At 60.3% G+C, this 18361-nt stretch carries 19 protein-coding genes; 6 read left to right on the top strand and 13 right to left on the bottom strand.

The features are described 5' to 3' along the window. Positions 1 to 9: 9 nt before the first annotated feature. A complete protein-coding gene (locus tag AB8B33_RS29325) occupies positions 10 to 1053 on the top strand; it encodes an L-idonate 5-dehydrogenase (RefSeq protein WP_439018053.1) in 1044 nt (347 codons plus the stop codon). On the opposite strand, the gene AB8B33_RS29320 is transcribed toward AB8B33_RS29325, so the two are convergent. The 5 genes from AB8B33_RS29320 to AB8B33_RS29300 all read right to left on the bottom strand — a co-directional run bounded on the left by AB8B33_RS29320 (position 1050) and on the right by AB8B33_RS29300 (position 5864). Further along, positions 1050 to 1811, bottom strand: a complete 762-nt coding sequence (locus AB8B33_RS29320; protein ID WP_439018052.1) for an SDR family NAD(P)-dependent oxidoreductase — start codon at positions 1809 to 1811, stop codon at positions 1050 to 1052. The genes AB8B33_RS29325 and AB8B33_RS29320 overlap by 4 nt on opposite strands. Positions 1812 to 1824: 13 nt before the next feature. After that, complete coding sequence (locus AB8B33_RS29315) at positions 1825 to 2637, bottom strand: ABC transporter permease (RefSeq protein ID WP_439018051.1); 813 nt, start codon at positions 2635 to 2637, stop codon at positions 1825 to 1827. After that, entirely contained in the window at positions 2637 to 3503 is an 867-nt protein-coding gene (locus tag AB8B33_RS29310) for an ABC transporter permease (protein WP_439018050.1), read from the bottom strand. The genes AB8B33_RS29315 and AB8B33_RS29310 overlap by 1 nt, the downstream gene beginning before the upstream one ends. A gap of 83 nt (positions 3504 to 3586) precedes the next feature. Further along, positions 3587 to 4750 (bottom strand): polyamine ABC transporter substrate-binding protein, encoded by a 1164-nt coding sequence (locus AB8B33_RS29305; protein WP_439018049.1) that lies wholly within the window; start codon positions 4748 to 4750, stop codon positions 3587 to 3589. A 22-nt stretch (positions 4751 to 4772) separates the two neighbouring features. Continuing rightward, positions 4773 to 5864, bottom strand: coding sequence for an ABC transporter ATP-binding protein (locus tag AB8B33_RS29300; RefSeq protein ID WP_439018048.1), 1092 nt, complete (start codon positions 5862 to 5864; stop codon positions 4773 to 4775). A gap of 190 nt (positions 5865 to 6054) precedes the next feature. On the opposite strand from AB8B33_RS29300, the gene AB8B33_RS29295 reads away from it, so the two are divergent. Next, positions 6055 to 6858 carry a helix-turn-helix transcriptional regulator gene (locus tag AB8B33_RS29295; RefSeq protein ID WP_439018047.1) on the top strand — a complete coding sequence of 268 codons (804 nt, stop codon included), beginning with the start codon at positions 6055 to 6057 and terminating at the stop codon, positions 6856 to 6858. Positions 6859 to 6886: 28 nt separating this feature from the next. Here the strand turns inward: AB8B33_RS29295 and AB8B33_RS29290 are convergent, their stop codons facing one another. Together AB8B33_RS29290 and AB8B33_RS29285 are read right to left on the bottom strand one after the other, a co-directional pair. Continuing rightward, the gene (locus AB8B33_RS29290) at positions 6887 to 7912 is read right to left on the bottom strand and encodes a fatty acid desaturase (protein WP_439018046.1); all 1026 of its coding nucleotides are present in this window, start codon (positions 7910 to 7912) and stop codon (positions 6887 to 6889) included. Beyond that, positions 7909 to 8109 (bottom strand): DUF4167 domain-containing protein, encoded by a 201-nt coding sequence (locus AB8B33_RS29285; RefSeq protein ID WP_113320331.1) that lies wholly within the window; start codon positions 8107 to 8109, stop codon positions 7909 to 7911. Before AB8B33_RS29285 ends, AB8B33_RS29290 begins: the two co-directional genes overlap by 4 nt. 460 nt (positions 8110 to 8569) lie before the next feature. Here AB8B33_RS29285 and AB8B33_RS29280 point away from each other — a divergent pair, with 460 nt between their 5' ends. Together AB8B33_RS29280 and AB8B33_RS29275 are read left to right on the top strand one after the other, a co-directional pair. Next, positions 8570 to 9490: an MYG1 family protein gene (locus AB8B33_RS29280; RefSeq protein WP_439018045.1), complete on the top strand. Its 921-nt coding sequence runs from the start codon at positions 8570 to 8572 to the stop codon at positions 9488 to 9490. Between the two features lie 111 nt (positions 9491 to 9601). Next, complete coding sequence (locus AB8B33_RS29275; RefSeq protein ID WP_113320430.1) at positions 9602 to 10168, top strand: DUF309 domain-containing protein; 567 nt, start codon at positions 9602 to 9604, stop codon at positions 10166 to 10168. Between the two features lie 114 nt (positions 10169 to 10282). On the opposite strand, the gene AB8B33_RS29270 is transcribed toward AB8B33_RS29275, so the two are convergent. The 6 genes from AB8B33_RS29270 to AB8B33_RS29245 form a co-directional block, all read right to left on the bottom strand. Beyond that, on the bottom strand, positions 10283 to 10660 hold the full coding sequence (locus tag AB8B33_RS29270; protein WP_113320329.1) for a hypothetical protein: 378 nt from the start codon (positions 10658 to 10660) through the stop codon (positions 10283 to 10285). Between the two features lie 269 nt (positions 10661 to 10929). Beyond that, complete coding sequence (locus AB8B33_RS29265; protein ID WP_439018044.1) at positions 10930 to 11787, bottom strand: transporter substrate-binding domain-containing protein; 858 nt, start codon at positions 11785 to 11787, stop codon at positions 10930 to 10932. 37 nt (positions 11788 to 11824) lie between these two features. Further along, positions 11825 to 12607 (bottom strand): ABC transporter ATP-binding protein, encoded by a 783-nt coding sequence (locus tag AB8B33_RS29260; protein ID WP_439018043.1) that lies wholly within the window; start codon positions 12605 to 12607, stop codon positions 11825 to 11827. Further along, positions 12604 to 13344 carry an ABC transporter permease gene (locus AB8B33_RS29255; RefSeq protein ID WP_439018042.1) on the bottom strand — a complete coding sequence of 247 codons (741 nt, stop codon included), beginning with the start codon at positions 13342 to 13344 and terminating at the stop codon, positions 12604 to 12606. Before AB8B33_RS29255 ends, AB8B33_RS29260 begins: the two co-directional genes overlap by 4 nt. Next, positions 13344 to 14063, bottom strand: a complete 720-nt coding sequence (locus tag AB8B33_RS29250) for an ABC transporter permease (RefSeq protein WP_007826850.1) — start codon at positions 14061 to 14063, stop codon at positions 13344 to 13346. The genes AB8B33_RS29255 and AB8B33_RS29250 overlap by 1 nt, the downstream gene beginning before the upstream one ends. Next, positions 14060 to 15484: a M20 family metallopeptidase gene (locus tag AB8B33_RS29245; protein ID WP_439018041.1), complete on the bottom strand. Its 1425-nt coding sequence runs from the start codon at positions 15482 to 15484 to the stop codon at positions 14060 to 14062. Before AB8B33_RS29245 ends, AB8B33_RS29250 begins: the two co-directional genes overlap by 4 nt. Before the next feature lie 177 nt (positions 15485 to 15661). Here AB8B33_RS29245 and AB8B33_RS29240 point away from each other — a divergent pair, with 177 nt between their 5' ends. Beyond that, on the top strand, positions 15662 to 16297 hold the full coding sequence (locus AB8B33_RS29240; RefSeq protein ID WP_113320323.1) for a GntR family transcriptional regulator: 636 nt from the start codon (positions 15662 to 15664) through the stop codon (positions 16295 to 16297). A gap of 212 nt (positions 16298 to 16509) precedes the next feature. Next, positions 16510 to 18351: a putative bifunctional diguanylate cyclase/phosphodiesterase gene (locus AB8B33_RS29235; protein WP_439018040.1), complete on the top strand. Its 1842-nt coding sequence runs from the start codon at positions 16510 to 16512 to the stop codon at positions 18349 to 18351. The last annotated feature ends 10 nt before the right edge of the window (positions 18352 to 18361 follow it).

The raw sequence follows: 18361 nt of genomic DNA, 5'->3' as shown, positions 1-18361 counted from the left end.
GAGAATGTGATGCACACCCGTCTGGCACGGCTTTATGCAAAGGGCGATCTCAGGATCGAGACTGATCCGGTCGCAGCCCCCGGTCCGGGCGAAGTGCTTTTGAAGATGGCAGCCGCAGGCATCTGCGGCTCCGACCTGCATTATTACCAGGACGGTGGTTTCGGACCGGTCAGGGTTCGCGAGCCAATGATACCCGGGCACGAGGCCGCTGGAACCGTGGAGCAGGCAGGTGAGGGCGTCACCCTGAAGGCCGGAATGCTGGTCGCCGTCAATCCGAGCCAGCCCTGCGGTGCTTGCGAATATTGCCGTATCGGCTTGCCGATCCACTGCCTGGAAATGCGCTTCATGGGCAGTGCGATGCGCCTGCCGCATGAGCAGGGCATGTTTCGGGAATGGCTGGTGGTGCCGGCCAAACAATGCGTTGAGGTTGGAGCCTCGATAACGCCTGCGGAAGCGGCCTGCAGCGAGCCGCTGTCCGTCTGCCTGCACGCCGCATCGCGCGCCCCCGGCATTGCCGGCAAGAAAGTCCTGGTGACAGGTGCCGGACCGATTGGCTCCCTGATGGTCGCTGTTATCAGCCATTATTACGCCGGCGAAATCGTGGTCACGGATCTCGCCGACGCAGCGCTCGCGCGGGCGAAAGCCATGGGCGCCAGCCGCACGATCAACGTGGCGCGGGATGCAGAGTCATTTGCCGAATTCCAGGCAGGAAAAGGCTGTTTCGATCTCGTGTTCGAATGTTCTGCCGCCGCGCCGGCCATCCATAGCGCGATTGCGGCGGTCCGGCCGCGCGGCGCCATCGTCCAGGTCGGCGTCACCGGCGACGTTCCGGTGCCTCTCAACGCCATTGTCGGCAAGGAACTGCACATCCACGGAACGCAGCGTTTCCATGAGGAGTTCGCAACCGCCGTCGACCTGATTTCCCGCCGGAAGATCGATGTGCGGCCAATCATCAGCCACAGAATGCCGCTCGAAGACGCCGTTTCAGCCTTTGAAATTGCCGGCGACCGTTCGCTGGCCTGCAAGGTGCAACTGACTTTCCAGTCAGCCTAAACGACCGTCTCGCCGCCATCGACGACGAGGATTTGCCCCGTCATGTAGGACGAGCGGTCCGAGACCAGGAACAGGATCGGTTCGGCTATCTCCGAAACATCCGCCCAGCGGCCGAGCGGCACCTTCTCGGCGATGTAGCCTTCAATGGCGCCGCGCCCGCCCATCTGCGCGATGAACGGTTCGTTGAATGGCGTGTCGACCCATCCGGGGCAGAGTGCATTCACGCGAATGCCGAACTTCGCATAGTCGCCCGCCATCTGCCGGGTCATGGCGATGACAGCATGTTTGGTCGTCGTATAGGCGATCATTTCGCGGTCGTAGAGCACGCCTGACGATGAGGACGTATTGAGGATTACGCCTTTGCCTGCCTTTTTCATGATCGGCATGACGAAACGCGCGGCCATGAAATGCGCCCGCACGTTCAGGCTCCAGGACTTGTCGAAACCTTCGATGGCAACCTGTTCCAGATCGCCGGCCACCTGCGCGCCCGCGTGATTGTGCAGAATGTCGATCCGGCCGTGACGTGCAGCAACAGCGGCAATGCCGGTTTCAAGCGCCTGGTCGTCGGTGACATCGACCATCATGCTCTCGGCGCCACCGCCTGCCTCGACAATCAGAGCGACGGTTTCTTCGGCATTTGCGAAATTGATGTCGGCAACGACGACATAGGCGCCTTCGCGCGCCATGATCTGTGCGCCGGCCCGTCCGATGCCCGAACCTGCGCCCGTGACGATTGCAACGCGATCTCTCAGTATCATGGCATTTCCCCGGTCAGTTTGTCGTTGTCTTTTCGCGCATCAGGAAGCGCGCGATGAAAATGAGGGCAAGCGAAGCGATCAGCACCATCGTCGCGACTGCATTAATTTCCGGCGTCACGCCGCGGCGAATGGAGGCGAAGACGTAAATCGGCAGCGTCGTGTTGGAGCCCGCCACGAAGAAGGCGATGATGAAATCGTCGAAGGAAAAGGTGAAGGCGAGCAGAAACCCCGCCAGGATCGACGGCATGATCTGCGGCAGCACGATCTGCCGAAAGGTCGTGAAGGGTGTGGCGTAGAGATCGCTGGAGGCCTCGACGATGTCGCGCCCGAGGCTCGCAATACGCGCCTTCACGATCATCGTCACCAGCGCCATGGTGAAGAGCCCATGTGCAGCGATGATCGAGCCGTAGCCGAGTGCCAGCTTCGGCGGCTGGTCGCCTGGCCAGAGGGCGGCGATAACAGGATTGATGAAGCCGAAGACTTCGACGAGGGCAACCAGCGTTGCAATGCCGATGACGACACCCGGTACCACGATCGCGGCTGCAAAGAGCCCGTCGAAGATCGCCCGGGTCCTGGTGCCGAGCCGTTCCATGCCGATCGCGGCCATAGTGCCGAAGATCGCCGCCAGTGCCGCACTGGTGACGGCGATGATCAGGCTGTTGCGCAACGCCTCCATCAGGAAGGTATTGGACAGAGCCCGACCATACCATTGCGTCGAGAAGCCGGTGAACTCGCTGGCATTGCGGCCCGCATTGAAGGAGAAGAGCACGACGAGCGCGATCGGCGTGTAGAGGAACAGATAGACGAAGGTGACGAGCGCGCGCATCAGATGAGATCCACCTGCCGCGTACCGGCGACACGCCAAGCGATGCGCATGGCGACGAGCAGTACGATGACGACGACGGCGACGAGCGTGACGGCTATCGCCGAGCCGAACGGCCAGTTGCGTGATTGCAGGAAGAGATCGACGAGCGCATTGCCGATGAAGAACACCTTGCCGCCGCCGAGAAGCTGCGGGATCAGATATTCGCCGAGCAGCAGGATGGTGACCAGCGCGACGCCGGTCATCACGCCCGGAAGCGACAGGGGCAGGGTAATACCGAAGAAGGTCGAGATAGGCTTTGCACCAAGGTCGGCCGAAGCTTCGAGCAGCCGGCGGTCCAGCTTCTCGAGGCTGACATAGATCGGCATGATCATCAGCGGCAGGTATCCGTAGACGATGCCGAGCAGCACAGCGCCGGGTGTATTGATCAGCCTGACATTTTCGATGCCGACGAATTCAAGCAGATGCGGAATGCCACGTGCGCCGAGCAGATACATCCAGGCATAGGTGCGCACCAGCAGGCTGGTCCAGAAGGGAACGACGACAAGCGAGACGAGCAGCAGCCGGCGCTGCGGGCTTGCCTTGACCGCGAGGTAGTAGGCGACTGGGTAGGCAACGACGAGGCAGGCAGCCGCCCCGATCGGCGCCAGGATCAGCGTATTGACGAAGGCTGCCGACCGCGCGCCGAGATTGGCGAACTGCTCGAAGGTGAAGGCTGGCTGATAACCACCTTCCGGCGCTCGCTCGCCAAAGGCAAAGACGATGATGGCGATGAAGGGCAGCACCAGGAAGACGAACAGCCAGATACTGGCCGGGCCGACAAGGGCGACGGTAATCAGGCGCCATTTGGTGGAGTGGGGCAGGGACATGGCTTAAGTCTTCATCCGCCGGATATGAGAGCTGAACCGGTCTCCCGCAGTAAGCCGCGGAAGACCGGCGTTCAGAGATGGTGTCAGGCCGACTTGAAGCGCGCCATCAGTTCAGCACGACCCGGATCGGTGAGCGTGACGGCGGCGCCGAATTCCAGCGGGGTCAATGCTGCTTCGTCCGGATAGACGATCTTGTTGGACGTAACTTCCTTCGGCAGCAGCGCAATGATGCGGCTGTCGGTGGTCGGCGCACCGTTGGCAATGTGCTCCTTCGCCGCATTCTGTGGGTCCATCAGATAGTTGAGCAGCGCGTAGCCGGCAGCCTTGTTCGGCGCATCCTTGGGGATTGCGTAATAGTCGGTCCAGATTTCGCCGCCGTCGGTGCCGAGGATGTAGGCAAGCTCCGGCATGTCGCGGTTGAGCTGCGCGCCGTCATTGGTCCAGCACATGGTCAGCCATGCATCGGTCGAACGCATCGACGGCTGATAGTCGGAATTGATGGCGAAGAGATGCGGCTTGACCTTGATCAGCAGTTCTTCCGCCTTGGCAAGCTCGTCAGCCTTGATCGAATTGAAGTCATAGCCGAGCGAAACAAGCGCGCTGCCGATCGTCGTCAACTGATAGTCATGCACCATGGCACGGCCGTCGGCTTCCGTTTGGGCGACCTCGAAAAAGTCCTTCCAGCTCGAAAGCTTGGTCTTGATCTTAGACGTATTGACGGAGAAGCCGGTCGTGCCCCAGTTCTTCGGCACGGCATAGGTCTTGCCGTCGATCTGCCCTTCCTTGGTGAAGCGCGGGCTTTCACTTGCCTGGCTGAAGTTCGGGATCTTCGAAAGGTCGAGTTCTTCGATCAGGCCGAGCTTGTGATGGGTCGAGATCGTGTAGTTGGTCGGCACGAAGAGCGACCAGCCGGAGGCACCGGCCTGCAGCTTGGCGAGCATTTCCTCGTTCGAACCGAAGACGTTGACCTCGACCGCAACGCCGGTTGCCGCCTTGAAGTTTTCGAATGTCGCCGGGTCGTGGTAATTCGGCCATGTGGCGATCGACATCTGCGTGCCGAGATCTTCTGCTGCATAGGCGGGCGTCGATAGCGCGCCCGGGAAGCGAGACAGGACGGCGGTCGCAAGACCGAGGCCGGTAATGCCGAGGAAGTGGCGGCGGCTGACGGAACCGCGCTTCAGGCGCATGAACTCGTCCATGAAACCTTCGGCGGAAATGGGCAGATTGTCCTTATAATCCTTGCTCATGATGCTGTTCCCTTGTTTTGGTTTATGCATTCGATGCTGGAAAGACATGGATGGCGGCGGGGTCGAAGCCGAGGAAAACCTCCTCGCCCGGCTCCACGAGATCGCTCTCGTTCATCCTGCGGCGATCGGCCGTGATCAGGAAGTCGCCAAGCCCCGGCACGCTGACGGCATACTCCGCCGATGAACCGAGGAAGATGCGGTGCGTCACTGTCCCCTTGAACGACGTGCCGGTCGCCGCCGCCGTACGTGTCATATGGATCGCCTCGGGGCGCAGCGCAGCGATGACGTCTCCTGGCGCCAACCGCTTGCCGGAGGCCATCGCCGACCCGTCCGCCAGCCGCAGCGTCGTACCATCAGGTTCCATCGCGGCAGTGATGCGGTTGGTCTTGCCGACGAAATCGGCGACGAAAAGATCGGCCGGGCGGTCATAGACTTCCTGCGGGCTGCCGAGCTGACGGATGCGCCCGGCACTCATGACGCAGACGACATCTGCCATCGAAAGCGCCTCTTCCTGGTCGTGGGTGACGAGGACGAAGGTGATGCCGAGTTCGCGCTGCAGGGTCTGCAGCTCGATCTGCATCGCCGAGCGCAGCTTCTTGTCGAGGGCTGCCAGCGGTTCGTCGAGCAGCAGCACGGAGGGGCGATTGACGATGGCACGAGCGAGCGCCACACGCTGCTGCTGGCCGCCCGACATTTCATGAATCCGCCGCGTGGCAAAGCCACCAAGTCGGACCATCTCGAGCGCCTCGGCGACACGGCGGTCGATCTCCGCCGACCCGATTCTCGGGCGCATCTGCTTCAGCCCATAGGCAACGTTCTGCTCGACATTGAAATGCGGAAACAGCGCATAGTGCTGGAAGACCATGTTGACGGGTCGGCGATAGGCCGGAACGCCGTTCATCTCGCGCCCGTCGATCAGCACGGTGCCTTCGCTCGGCTGTTCGAAACCGCCGATCATGCGCAGGCAGGTCGTCTTGCCGCAGCCGGAAGGCCCGAGCAGCGCCAGGAACGCGCCCTTGGGCACAGTAAGGTTGATGTCCGTTACGGCGGTCACGGCGCCATAGTTTTTTGTGACCGAACGGAATTCGATATCGTTCGTCGAAGCGGATGCCACGTCTGTTCCCTGCGGTTGGTTGGAATGGCAGTCTGTCGCTGCCTTATTGCCACCGTCGTTAAGGAAAGAGTAAGCCTGAGCTTCCTGCACGGTATATACCCCGAGAGAGGTATTTAGGCGCACAACGTTTCGTGGAAGGTGTATATCCGGGCTGCGCGAAACTGCGCGGAACGGCGGAGAGGAAGGGCTAGTGAGTATCGACCTGGAGACGCTGTTTGCCGCTTTCAATGCCACGGTCGGCAAGTCAGCCATGACGGATGCGGGCTTCGGCGATACGTTCCGCCAGATGATGGCCGCACTCGTGCGCTTCGACTATGTCGTCGTCTTCGCCTATCGCGGAAAAGAGCGGCCGATCGATCTCTACAGCACCTTCGATCGCGAAGAGCACGTCGTTTTCGTGACGCTCTATCAGGCCGGTCCTTACCTGCTTGATCCCTTCTATCATACCGCACACGAACGGCGGGAGGGCATCTTCAGGATGCGCGAGCTGGCGCCGGACCGGTTCTTTTCCAGCGAATATTATCGCACCTATTACGTCCAGACCGGACTTGCCGAGGAAATCGGCTTCTTCGTACCTGTCGGTGGCGATATCACGGTCGTGTTGTCGCTAATGCGGCGCGAAAAGACCGGCGCTTTCCCGCCCGCCGAATTCGCCACGCTGAAGAAGGTCGAGCCGCTCGTGGCCAGCATGGTGAAACAGTATTGGGCCGGGCTCGCGCCGCGCTTCGACACGCAGCTTGCCGCGAGAGGCAGGAGCCGCCGCAAAAGCGAGGGCAGCCCGCGCGCCGATACTGTCTGGCACGACCTCAACCTGACGGGCCGTGAAACGGCAATCGTCGAACTGGTGCTGCAGGGCCATTCGTCGGAATCGATCGGCCTGAAGCTCAACATCTCGACGGGGACGGTGAAGGTTCACCGCCGCAACGTCTACCGCAAGCTCGGAATCTCCTCACAGACGCAGTTGCTCTCGCTTTATCTGAAAAATCTGAGCTGACCGATTGCTGCGCGCGCCGGGGCTGCAGTTAGGCGCGCGCCTCTGCCTCGCGCAGCGAAATCAGCCGTCGTGCCGTCTCGTCCCAGAGGATGAGTTTCACGCAGCTGAGGCTGTCACGAATGTTGATGCGCCCAAGCTTCGCCAGCTCCGGATAGTCACGCAGCACTTCCGGCAACCGGTAAAACGGCACTCGGCTCGATAGATGGTGGACATGGTGCATGCCGATATTGGCGGTGATCCATCGCAGCGGGCGCGGCAGATCATAATGCGAGGCGCCATGCATGGCGGAATAGGGGAACGTCCATTCCGGAGGCTTGGACCAGTGTGTATCTTCGAATTGGTGCTGAACATAGAACAACCAGACACCAGCCGATCCGGCAAGCAGAACGATTGGCAGATGGATCAGCAGAAAGGGAACGATGCCGACGGCCCAGATGAGGAGAACGGCCAGCGCAGCGATGCCTGCGTTGGTCGCCATCGTCGAAAGCCAGGGCAACACCCCGGAGCGCATCATGCCGAATGGCAGTCTTTGCTTGAAGAGAAAAAGATAGGCAGGGCCAATGCCGAACATGACCAGGGGATGCCGGTATAGGCGATAGGTGAGTTTTCCTCGCCTCGTCAGGGCGCGATATTCCTCGACCGTCAGCGTGGTGATATCGCCGACCCCCCTCTCGTCCAGATTGCCGGCTGAGGCATGGTGTTCCGCGTGCGCGCGTCGCCAATAGTCGTAGGGTGTGAGCGTGAGAACGCCGATCGCGCGCCCTGTCCAGTCATCCCACTGACGCCGTCCGAAGAACGAGCCGTGTCCGCAATCATGTTGCAGCATGAAGAGCCGCAAGAGGAATCCGGCGGCAGGGATGACGAGGATTAAGCCGAGCCAATAGCCGAAGTGGATCGCAACCCACGCTGCTGCCCAAAGAAGGATAAACGGGATCAGCGTCACGGCCAGTTCGTACAGGCTTCGGCCTGTATTGGGTTTTCGGTAATTCGAGAGAATCTTGAGCCAGGCTTTTTCGGTACCGGCGTCTTGGCCGGCCGTCATCGTCGCGTTCATAGTCGGTCGGCGTCTTTCTGTTGGGCAGCGCTGCGGAAGAAGTGTTCGGCATGCTGGTAGTCATTTTCTGCGCCGATCCGGTCGCCGGCCAAAGATTTCAGCTCGGCAAACTGAAGGTACTGCTTGTGTCGATCCAGCAGGCGCTGCCTCGATGGTGTAGCACTTCTATTGGGGTGGGCGAAATGGTGATTATTCATGATAGATCCGAACCACGAGGGTTCGCTCCTGATTGTCTAAAAATGATTGCTTGAGTGCTCTGCGCAGCTTGCAACTGATGCCTTGTCTTAGGAGACTGCGGCAAGGTGCGTTAGCGCTCGGCGAGCGGCGTTTCCGCCAGCTGATGGGGTCGTTTTGATCTGGTCTGTATGAGATCCACGCGCAGAAGCAATACTCCACTGCGGCTGCTACAAATCGCTGATGGGAAGGTGGCAAGCGCGCGTCGGCAATCGGGCAACGGAGCCTGCATCATCGAGGATACAATATCCTCGGATGTTTACCGTATTACTGCAGCATTGTGGCTGCATCACGTCCAGCATGCCTGCAAGCTATCCGGATCGAAAGAATTCTGTCGCTTCCCGCACCCGCTGTTGAGCTCGCGACCGACGCAGGCTATCAGGACGGGCAACAAAGTTCCGGTTCCGAGAGACGCATCTGACAATGACCCCTTCATACCTGGTTACGCATTCCGGCGGCTTCCACGCCGATGAGTTGCTTTCGAGCGTCATCCTAACCCGGCTGTTCCCTGAGGCCAGGATCATTCGCAGCCGAAATGTCGAATGGACCACACCGGCCACCGATCGCATCATCTACGACGTCGGCGGGCAGTATGATCCCGCCGCAGGTATTTTCGACCACCATCAGCGTGGCGCGCCCGTGCGTAAGGACGGACGACCCTACAGTTCCTTCGGCCTGGTCTGGAAACACTATGGAGCGGATTATCTTGCAGCGCTAGGAGTGCCCGAAGCGCATGTTTCATCGGTGCATGCCTCGTTCGACGCCAAGTTCGTCTTGCCTGTCGATCTGACCGACAATGGTGCACTTGATCCTTCCATCGCAGGCGAGCTGGCCGGCCTTACGCTGCCGGCCTTGCTGGAAACCCTGAAGCCTGTTTTCGATGCCAAGGATCCCGAGGCCGATGACAGGGCGTTCCATGCCGCCCTTTCGATCGCGCGAAGCTTCGTCGAGGCCGGTATTGCGACGCAGGATGCCAAGCTGCGCGCCGAAGCCCTCGTTCTCGGGGCGATCAACGAAACAGGTGAGGGGCGCGTCCTCGAATTGCCGATGGGCATGCCTTTTCGTGCGGCGATCGTAAGGGCGAAGGCCGATCATCTGCTTTTCGTTGTTCACCCCCGGGAAAATGATTGGTGCCTGACCGGTATCCGCCGCGCAGACGAGGGCTTCGAGCTGCGTGCCGATTTGCCTGCATCATGGGCGGGATTGACCGGCCAGGAACTCGAGCGCGTCTGCGGCGTCGCAGGAGCAACCTTCTGCCACAAAGGCCTCTTCGTCGCGGCGGCGAAAAACCGCGAAGCAGCACTTGCGATGGCACAAATCGCCGTAGACGAGGCCCTTTCGTAGGACGATCGGCGTGCGTCGGCGACGTCGTTCCGCGCTTATAAGGAAAGCCGGTCCAATGGCGGGCGACGAAGCGATTTGTCGGCCGGCTTGCGCGCAGCTTCGCTTGCGATCATGGTCACCGGCATGATGATTGTTGAGGTTATGCAACGTCCTCGTCTACTGCCGCAGAGAAGCTTTCCGCGCTACGCCTATTTGCCCGGCCGAATGCCCCATCCCGTCAGGGATCCGGCAGGGCACAGTTACCGGGTCGAGCCTGCGCCGATTCTTCCGACACTCGATTCCGATGAATTCGCGTGGGGCTCTGACCTTTTCAACCATGGCTATTACTGGGAAGCCCATGAGGCCTGGGAAGGGATCTGGCAGGTCGCGGCGAGAGGCAGTGCGCTGCGCACCCTGCTTAAGGGCTTGATCCTGCTCTCTGCTGCCGGCGTGAAGATCCGCGAAGGCAAGCGCGCACCGGCCATGCGTCATGCAGGCCGCGCCGCCGGGCTGTTTCGTCAACTATCGAAAGTCCCGCATGAGGCCTTTTCGCAGGCACTTGGAATGTCGCCAGCGATCCTTGCTGACAGGGCAGAAGCATCGGCAAGCATTCCGCCGGTTTTGCGGACGACCGGGCTGGGACAGCCCGAACCGGTTTACGATTTCATTCTAGGAAACCCACGAAGCTTCGCGCCATAAGGGATCTATTGGCAGCTCTGATTGAGACAACAACATGGGCAATCGCTACGTGCTCGGCTTTCCGATGATGATGGCCGTGAACCCAACGCTCAGTGCCCATCGCCAGCGCTCTCATCAAATTTCCATGACATCTTCAAACGATTCCGGGAAATTCTGACGTGCTACCTTTTCGTCGATGACGAGCATCGCCTCATAGGACATCGGATCGAAATCCTTGTCCACAGCCACCACTTCTCGTCCAAAGAGCAGGTTGAGCCGAGCCGCGTCCAGATTGCCACGCTCGAAGGGCTCTGCCCCGAAATGATGCCAGAGCGCATGCAGGAAGGCTGCATCGACCCGGTGCTCTGCCGTGCCGGGTCGGGCGCGGCGGGGCAGGGCCTTGATCGGCGTCACGCCCCTGGGATTGGCCCGCCGGATGGTGAACTGAATGCCGCTCCCCGGCATGCCCGATGGGAAGCCGCGGTGTTTCGTCATATCGGGAAGATTGGCCATAGCTTACTCCTTCGCAATGGGTTCGGTCCCAATATCGGGCTTGTCGATCGCAATACTCGCAGCCACACGAATAGCGGTATAGGCGCCGCTTTACGAGCGCTGCAAGGGTCTATCCATTGAATATTCCGCGACGGAATGTTGAGCGCCATGGCTGGTCCGACGTCTCTGCCATCAAGGAGATCGGTGGAACGCTACGCACAGGCGCTGATGGCCGGCCAAATGGCGATACCCGGCGACTTTCACTCGCCGGGTATCAATCGCAAATTTACTCACTTCGGCGTGACGTCGAAGCCGAACCACTTTTCCGACAGCGTTTTGATCGTGCCATCCGCCTTTGCGGCGGCAATTGCGTCGTTGAACATGGCCTTCAACTCGGTGTCGCTCTTGCGCAGGCCAACGGAGCTGCCGCGGCCGAGGAAGCCGCCCTGGAAGCGCGGGCCGGTGGTCGTCATGTCCTCGTTGCCTGGCTTCTCGGAAGCCGTGGTCAGATAGGCCATGGACGCCATGACGATATCGACACGACCGGCCTTGAGATCGAGATCATGCTCTTCCGTCGTCTTGTATTCTCTGACATCGACGATACCCTTCAGATATTTGTCAACGAAGGTCGCTGCGGTTGAGGCCGTCTGAACGCCGATCGTCTTGCCCTGGAGCGCCGGCTTGATCTTTTCGATCTCGGCAGCAGCGCCCGCTTCATCGCTTGCGAGCGAGAAGACCTGGCCCTTTTCAGGCAGGTTTGCGAGATCGCCCGTCTTCGAGGTCGCAAAGGCCTGGCCGGTGGAGCCGTAGGAATCGCTGAAGGCGATAACCTCTTCGCGCTTGGCCGTCGCCGACATGCCGGAGATGATGGCGTCGAACTTGCCGGCGTTCAGCGCCGGGATCATGCCATCGAAATTCTGGACGACGATCTTGCACTCGACCTTCATGTGGTCGCAGAGATATTTGGTCAGCTCGATCTCGTAACCATCGAGCGAACCATCCGGCTTGGTGAAGTTATAGGGCTTGAAGGCGCCTTCGGTGGCGATCGTCACCGTCGTCCACTTCTTGTCTTCGGCATGCGCGATGCCGGCCGTCGCGATGATGGCTGCGGCTGATGTCGCCGTCAGAACCCGTGAAAAGAACGTCATGTTTTTGCTCCCCTTTTCTTTGTTTGGGCCGAGAAAACTATTTGCTGATGAACTGGCGGAAACGGTCCGACCGGGAATTGGCAAAGACCTCCAGCGGCTTGCCGTCCTCTTCGACGACGCCCTGATGCAGGAAGACGACCCGGCTGGAGACATCGCGGGCAAAGCCCATTTCGTGGGTGACGACCAGCATGGTGCGGCCTTCCTCGGCGAGCGCGCGCATGACGCGTAGTACTTCGCCGACGAGCTCCGGATCGAGCGCCGACGTCGGCTCGTCGAACAGCATCACCTTCGGCCGCATGGCAAGCGCGCGTGCGATCGCCGCGCGCTGCTGCTGGCCACCGGAAAGATGCGAGGGGTAGAAATTCCGCTTCTCGGCAATGCCGACCTTGGCAAGTAGCGCCTCTGCTTCCTCGATGCATTCCGCCTTCGAGCGGCCGAGGACATGCACCGGCGCCTCGATCACGTTCTCGAGCACCGTCTTGTGAGACCAGAGATTGAAACTCTGGAAGACCATGCCGAGCTGCGAGCGGATACGGTCGACCTGCCTGCGTTCCGCTGGCCGACTGCCGCCTGTGTGGTCGGCCACCATGCGGATCGTCTCGCCTGCGACGGTCACCTCGCCGGAATTCGGCATCTCCAGAAGGTTGATGCAGCGCAGAAAGGTAGACTTTCCCGAACCGGAAGACCCGAGGATCGAGACGACATCGCCTTCATGTGCATCAAGCGAGATGCCTTTCAGGACCTCCATAGGCCCGAAGCTCTTGTGCAGATCCTTCACGCTGAGCGCGATCGGAGAAATAGGGGCATTCGCCGCAGTCATCGGGCGTCTCCTTCGAGTGCGGATGCGGGGGCGGCCACCGGATGGTGGGGAACAGGTTGGCGCAGATGCGGGCTCAGCCAATATTCGACAAGGTGGACGAGGCGCGTCAGCAGGAAGTTGATCGCCAGGTAAATGGCGCCTGCAACGATGAAGACTTCGATTGCCCGGTAAGTCTCGGAAATGATCCTGGCGGCGACGCCTGTCACCTCCATCAGGGTGATGATCGAGGCGAGCGACGTTGCCTTCACCATGGCGATCATCTCGTTACTGTAAGCCGGCAGCGCCTGTCGGATTGCAAGCGGAAGAACGATGCGACGGAACTGCATAAGCCGGGGCATGCCGCAGGCGCGCGCCGCCTCGATCTGGCCGAAAGGCACAGACTGAAGTCCGCCGCGAATGATCTCGCTGGCGTAAGCGGCCGTATTCATGGTCAGCGCAAGCACGGCGCACCAATAGGGTTCACGCAGGAACGGCCAGAAGATGCTGTGCCTGACCTCGGGAAACTGGCCGAGCCCGTAATAGATCAGGAAGATCTGCACGAGCAGAGGCGTTCCGCGGAAGACGAAGACATAGGCGCGCGCAAACCATTCGAGCACCATGATGCCGGAGAGCCGGCACAGTGCGATCGCGAGCGCCAGGATGGCGCCGAGCGCGATCGAGGTCGCGGCAAGTTGAAGCGTCAGCGGGATGGCGGAAACGAGACTGACGAAGGTTTCGCCGAGAAATTGCCAATCCATCAGCCTCTCCTCACGCCGCGAGAGAAGTGCTTTTCAGCTCGCCTTAGGAAAAGGCCGGAACCGGTTGAAATAATGAGATAGATCGCTCCCGCAACGACATAGAAATCGAAGGGCAGACCGGTCGAACCTGCCGCCACCTGTGTCTGGCGAAGCAGTTCGGCGACGCCGGTGATGGAGACGAGCGCGGACTCTTTCAGAACGACCTGCCAGACATTGCCGAGGCCCGGAAGCGCGTGGCGAAGCGTCAGCGGCGCGACGATACGGCGGAACCGCAATATACGGCCCATGCCGCAGGCAATTGCCGCTTCAATCTCACCGGAATGGACCGCCTTGAACGCCCCACGGAAGACTTCGGTAAATTGCGCACCTGAGGTGACGCCGACAGCAAGAGATCCGGCGAGGAAACCCGGAAAACCGAGGAAACCTTCAGCGCCGAACAGGCGGCCGAGAGCGGTGACGGCGGCGCTGCCGCCGAAATAGAAGAGGTAAATGACCAGAAGATCCGGTATGCCGCGAAGGACCGTCGTATAGGTGTCGGCGGCGATCCGGAGGCTTCGCCCGCCCGATATTTTCGCCCAGGCGCCGAAAGTGCCGATGACAGCGCCGATCGCATAACCGGAAATCGCAACCAGAATCGTCATCCACGCGCCGGCCAGCAGCGCCTTGCCCCAACCATCAGGGCCGAAGCTTATGAGCTCGAGGATGCCGGGCTGGTTCATGGTGCCTGCTTCTCCGGCAGTGGCGGCTGAACGTCATCGGGGATAGGATTGACGAATGGCGTCCCATCGAGGCGGCCCTTCAGGTCCGCCTTGGCCGCCTCGATGAGTGCCGGATTGCGGATCAGGTCAATGGCGGTGCTGGCCATGACCTTTGCCGCATGTTCCGTGCCTTTGTGGGCGGCTGGAAGCTTGCCTTGAGCGACCAGCTGCCAGGAGTGACCGGGCGTGCCGATCGCATAGGTCGCGCCGCGCATCTGCACCGTTGGTACGACCCAGCTGACGCTACCGACATCGGTTGAACCAACGATTGTGCTGTCGCCGGCATAGAGCGGGAAGATTTCCTCGCAAAGCGGCTGGCCCTTCTTCGGTTTAAGACCGAAGCGCGCGTAGGAAGAGGCTATGTCCTCGGCGCTCATGGTCGCCTGGAATGTCTGGGCAGTGGCGCGGTCGTCTTCATCGAAGACGGGCGGGCCGAGGCGTTCGAGGTTGGCAAACATCAGTTCCTCGAGCGGAACATTGCCGACGAGATTGGCATCGCCACTGATCACTTCGCTGCGGACCGACGTCTCGGTCATGAGGGCTGCGCCCTCCGCCACCTTCTTGACGCGGGCGACGAGCGACAGGAGTTCAGGCAGGTTGCGGGCGCGGATGAGATAACGCACCGTCGCACGGGCCTGCACCACATTCGGCGCCGACCCGCCGGTATCGGTCACGGCATAATGGATACGCGCTGTCGAGGGCATATGTTCGCGCATATAGTTGACGCCGACATTCATCAGCTCAACGGCATCGAGTGCGCTGCGGCCGAGATGCGGCGTTGCCGAGGCATGCGAGGAGCGGCCGGTGAAGTGGAAGTTGAGTTCGTTGCAGGCAAGCGAGACCGGGTTATTGACGCCGGCAAAGGCAGCCGGATGCCAGCAAATGGCAATGTCGACGTCATCGAAGACACCCGCACGAACCATGAAGCCCTTCGAGGACCCGCCTTCTTCTGCCGGGCAGCCGTAATAGCGCACGCGACCCTTGAGGCCGTTTGCAGCGAGGAAATCCTTCACCGCTGCTGCCGCCAGCATCGAACCGGCGCCGAGCATGTTGTGGCCGCATCCATGGCCATTGCCATTTGCCGTCACCTCACGCTTTTCGGCGACGCCGGCCTCCTGGCTAAGCCCCGGCAGCGCATCGAATTCTCCGAGGATCGCGATAATAGGGCCACCTTCGCCGGCTTCGCCCATGACAGCCGTCGGCAGTCCTGCAACGCCTCGCTCGACACGAAATCCTTCCGCTTCCAGCTGGCGCGCGTGCTCCTCAGCGGAGCGATACTCCTCGTAATTCGTCTCCGGCATATCCCAGATCCGGTCGCTGAGTGCAAAGAAGGCTTCGCGCTTGGCTTCGACGATGTCCCACACGGCGTCCGAGTTTTTCATGACTTCCAAAACAGCTTCATTTTGCATAGTATCCAAAATTGGCGCCAATTTAGGATACAAAAAATTTATGCGCAATCCGTGTGCACGAATAAATTTTCATCACGGCAAACTGTTCGGACTGCCTTACGGACATGCCTCAGCCCGTGATATCGATGAAGAAAGTCAGGAGAAGTTCGAATGGCGGATGTCATGATGGATTCGGGGCAGGGAGTGTCCAATGGGCGCGACGTGACGGATCTCGTGCTTCAGGATATCCTGGCCGGTGTCCTCTTGCCTGGAACGTGGCTGAAGCAGATCGATCTTGAGCGACGTTACAGTTGCACGCGGCCTGAAGTGCGCCGGGCTCTCGATCGCCTCGCCCAGAAAAGGCTTGTCGAACATGTGCCGAACCGCGGCTACCATGTCTATGAGCCGGACGGTCGGCGCGCGCGGGAAGTCAGCGAGATCCGCATCATCCTGGAAACGGCCATCGTCGGAACGATCATTCAGAACGCGTCGCGGGCAGACATCACCAATCTGCGCGGACTGGCAGAGCAGTTCGACTTCATGGTGCTGAATGGCACGATGCTGGAACTCTATGAAGCAAATCTTGCCTTTCATCGCCAGTTGCTGATCCTCGGCGGCAATCAGGAACTGGTCGACCTCATCACGGAAATTCGCCAGCGAACCTCATCGGCGCCGGTTTCACAGTGGCGCACCCGCGCCCGTGTGGAACAGTCGGGCCGGGAGCACCACCTGATGGTCGATGCAATCGAAGCTGCCGATACGGAGCGTCTGAAGGAACTGGTGCGAAAACACATTCTTCAGGGCTAAACGCGTCTAACCTATCCCGCCAATCACTTCGCCGTCGTTGTAACTTGCAGCCGCGACCGCCCATAAGGCGAGAACGTACCGTAAATCTGGGGCTTCGAATTGTAGTCGATAAATTTCCGAACCCGTAACATAGTACCTGCTAGTTTTTGATCGTAGCCGGTCGAACGGGTTTCGAGGCCATTCGAGCGAAAGGCAACATGACGAGGCCGGGCATGCGAGGACAGCTTCAGCAGGAAATCTTGGATATGCTGGCACGAGGGTCTTCCCTCGAAGATGCCTGCGATCGTATTTGCGAGCATGCTGAACGGCTTGCCGCCGGCGTCATTTGCTCAATCGTGACCGTTGACCGCGAAGGGCTCCTGCATCCCCTGGCGGGGCCGACGATCGCCAAAACTTATTCAGATGCGCTCGACGGAATACCGATTGGGCCTGATGTTGGCTCATGCGGCACGGCTGCCCATTTCCGCAGGCCGATCGCCGTCACCGATATCTTTGCAGACCCGCTCTGGATCCCCTATCGGCCGCTTGCCGACATCCTTGCGAAAGAACATGGCGTCAAGGCCTGTTGGTCGAGCCCCATACTGCGCAGCGACGGACGCGTGCTCGGCGCGTTCGGATTTTACTACAGGGACAATCGCGGCCCCACGCCCGAAGAACGCATGATCGTCGCCGAGTGCCTCGACCTTTGCTCGCTGGTGCTCGAGCGCGAGGAGGTGAAAGCCGATAATCAAAGGCTCGCCTTTTTCGACAATCTCACCGGCTTCGGCAACCGTGCCAACTTTTTGAAGACGCTGGAGTCCGCGGTCGACTGTGCCTCCGCGCCTCTTTCGGTTCTGCTCGTCGATATCGATCATCTCGGCCGGGTCAACGACGCCTTCGGGCATGCGACCGGCGACAGATTGATCCTGGAGGTCGGTCAAACGGTTGCACGGATCGCGGCGCCGGCGGCGATCTTCAGGGTGGATGCCGATGAGTTCGCAGTATTGATCGAAAATCGTTCCGCAACGGACCTATCAGCGGTTTCGGCAGAAATTCTACGTGCTATGGAGAACCGGACGCCGCAGCGCGACGAACATCTCCTGCCGGTCTCGGTCACGTGCGGGGGCGCAACCTTCGAACCGTCCGGGCCACCCGACGTTCCGACCTTTCTGCAACATGCAAATCTCGCACTCCACCATGCCAAGCAGACAGCCAGAGGCGGTTTTGTGCTTTACAGCGACGATCTTGCCGGGGCGATCGCAAACCGGTTTCGGGCGCTGCAGACAGTGACGAGCGCCTTGGCCGAAGATCGGATAGAGGCGCATTACCAACCGATTGTCAGCCTTCCAACGCAGGAAATCATTGGCCTTGAGGCTTTGTGCCGCATTCGTACGGACGGTGGCCAGATCCTTTCACCCGGCGCGTTTGCCGAGGCGCTCCAGGATCCGTCGGTGGGCTATCTCCTGACAGACCGGATGCTGGAGCAGGTCGCCCGCGACATCCGATACTGGCTCGATCTCGGGCTCTCGTTTCAATATGTCAGCGTCAACGTATCGATGGCGGATTTCAATCAGGGAAATCTCTGCGAGCGGATCAAAAGCGTTTTTGCCCGCCACCGCACGCCCCTCAAGCATGTCGTGCTCGAGGTCACCGAAACGGTCTATATGGATGAAAAAGACGGGAAGGTCGCAAAAGCGATCGAGGAGCTTCGAAGGGAAGGGCTGCTTGTGGCGCTTGATGATTTCGGCACAGGGTATGCCTCGCTCACGCATCTGCTGAATTTCCCCGTCGACATCATCAAGATTGACAAGACCTTCATTGACCGGATGTCCGACGGACCCGGCGCAGTCATCGTTAAAGCCCTTCTCGACATGTCGATCGGACTTGGTACACGGATTGTGGCCGAAGGTGTGGAAACGGAAGATCAGGCAGAACGTCTGCGGCGCCTCGGATGCCCCTATGTGCAGGGATATCTGTTCGGCCGTCCGGTTGACCGCGACCGGGCAACGGAAGCGTTGCGTGCCGAGGCTCCCCTTCGGCAAGCAAGGCGAAGCGAAAACTCAAGCGGCCCGTGACCTTGATACG

It is taken from the genome of Rhizobium sp. 768_B6_N1_8 (genome assembly GCF_051811225.1).
Taxonomy (GTDB): Bacteria; Pseudomonadota; Alphaproteobacteria; order Rhizobiales; family Rhizobiaceae; genus Rhizobium.
Note: the sequence above shows the minus strand (reverse complement) of the source record. Positions and strands in the feature narration are given on the sequence as shown.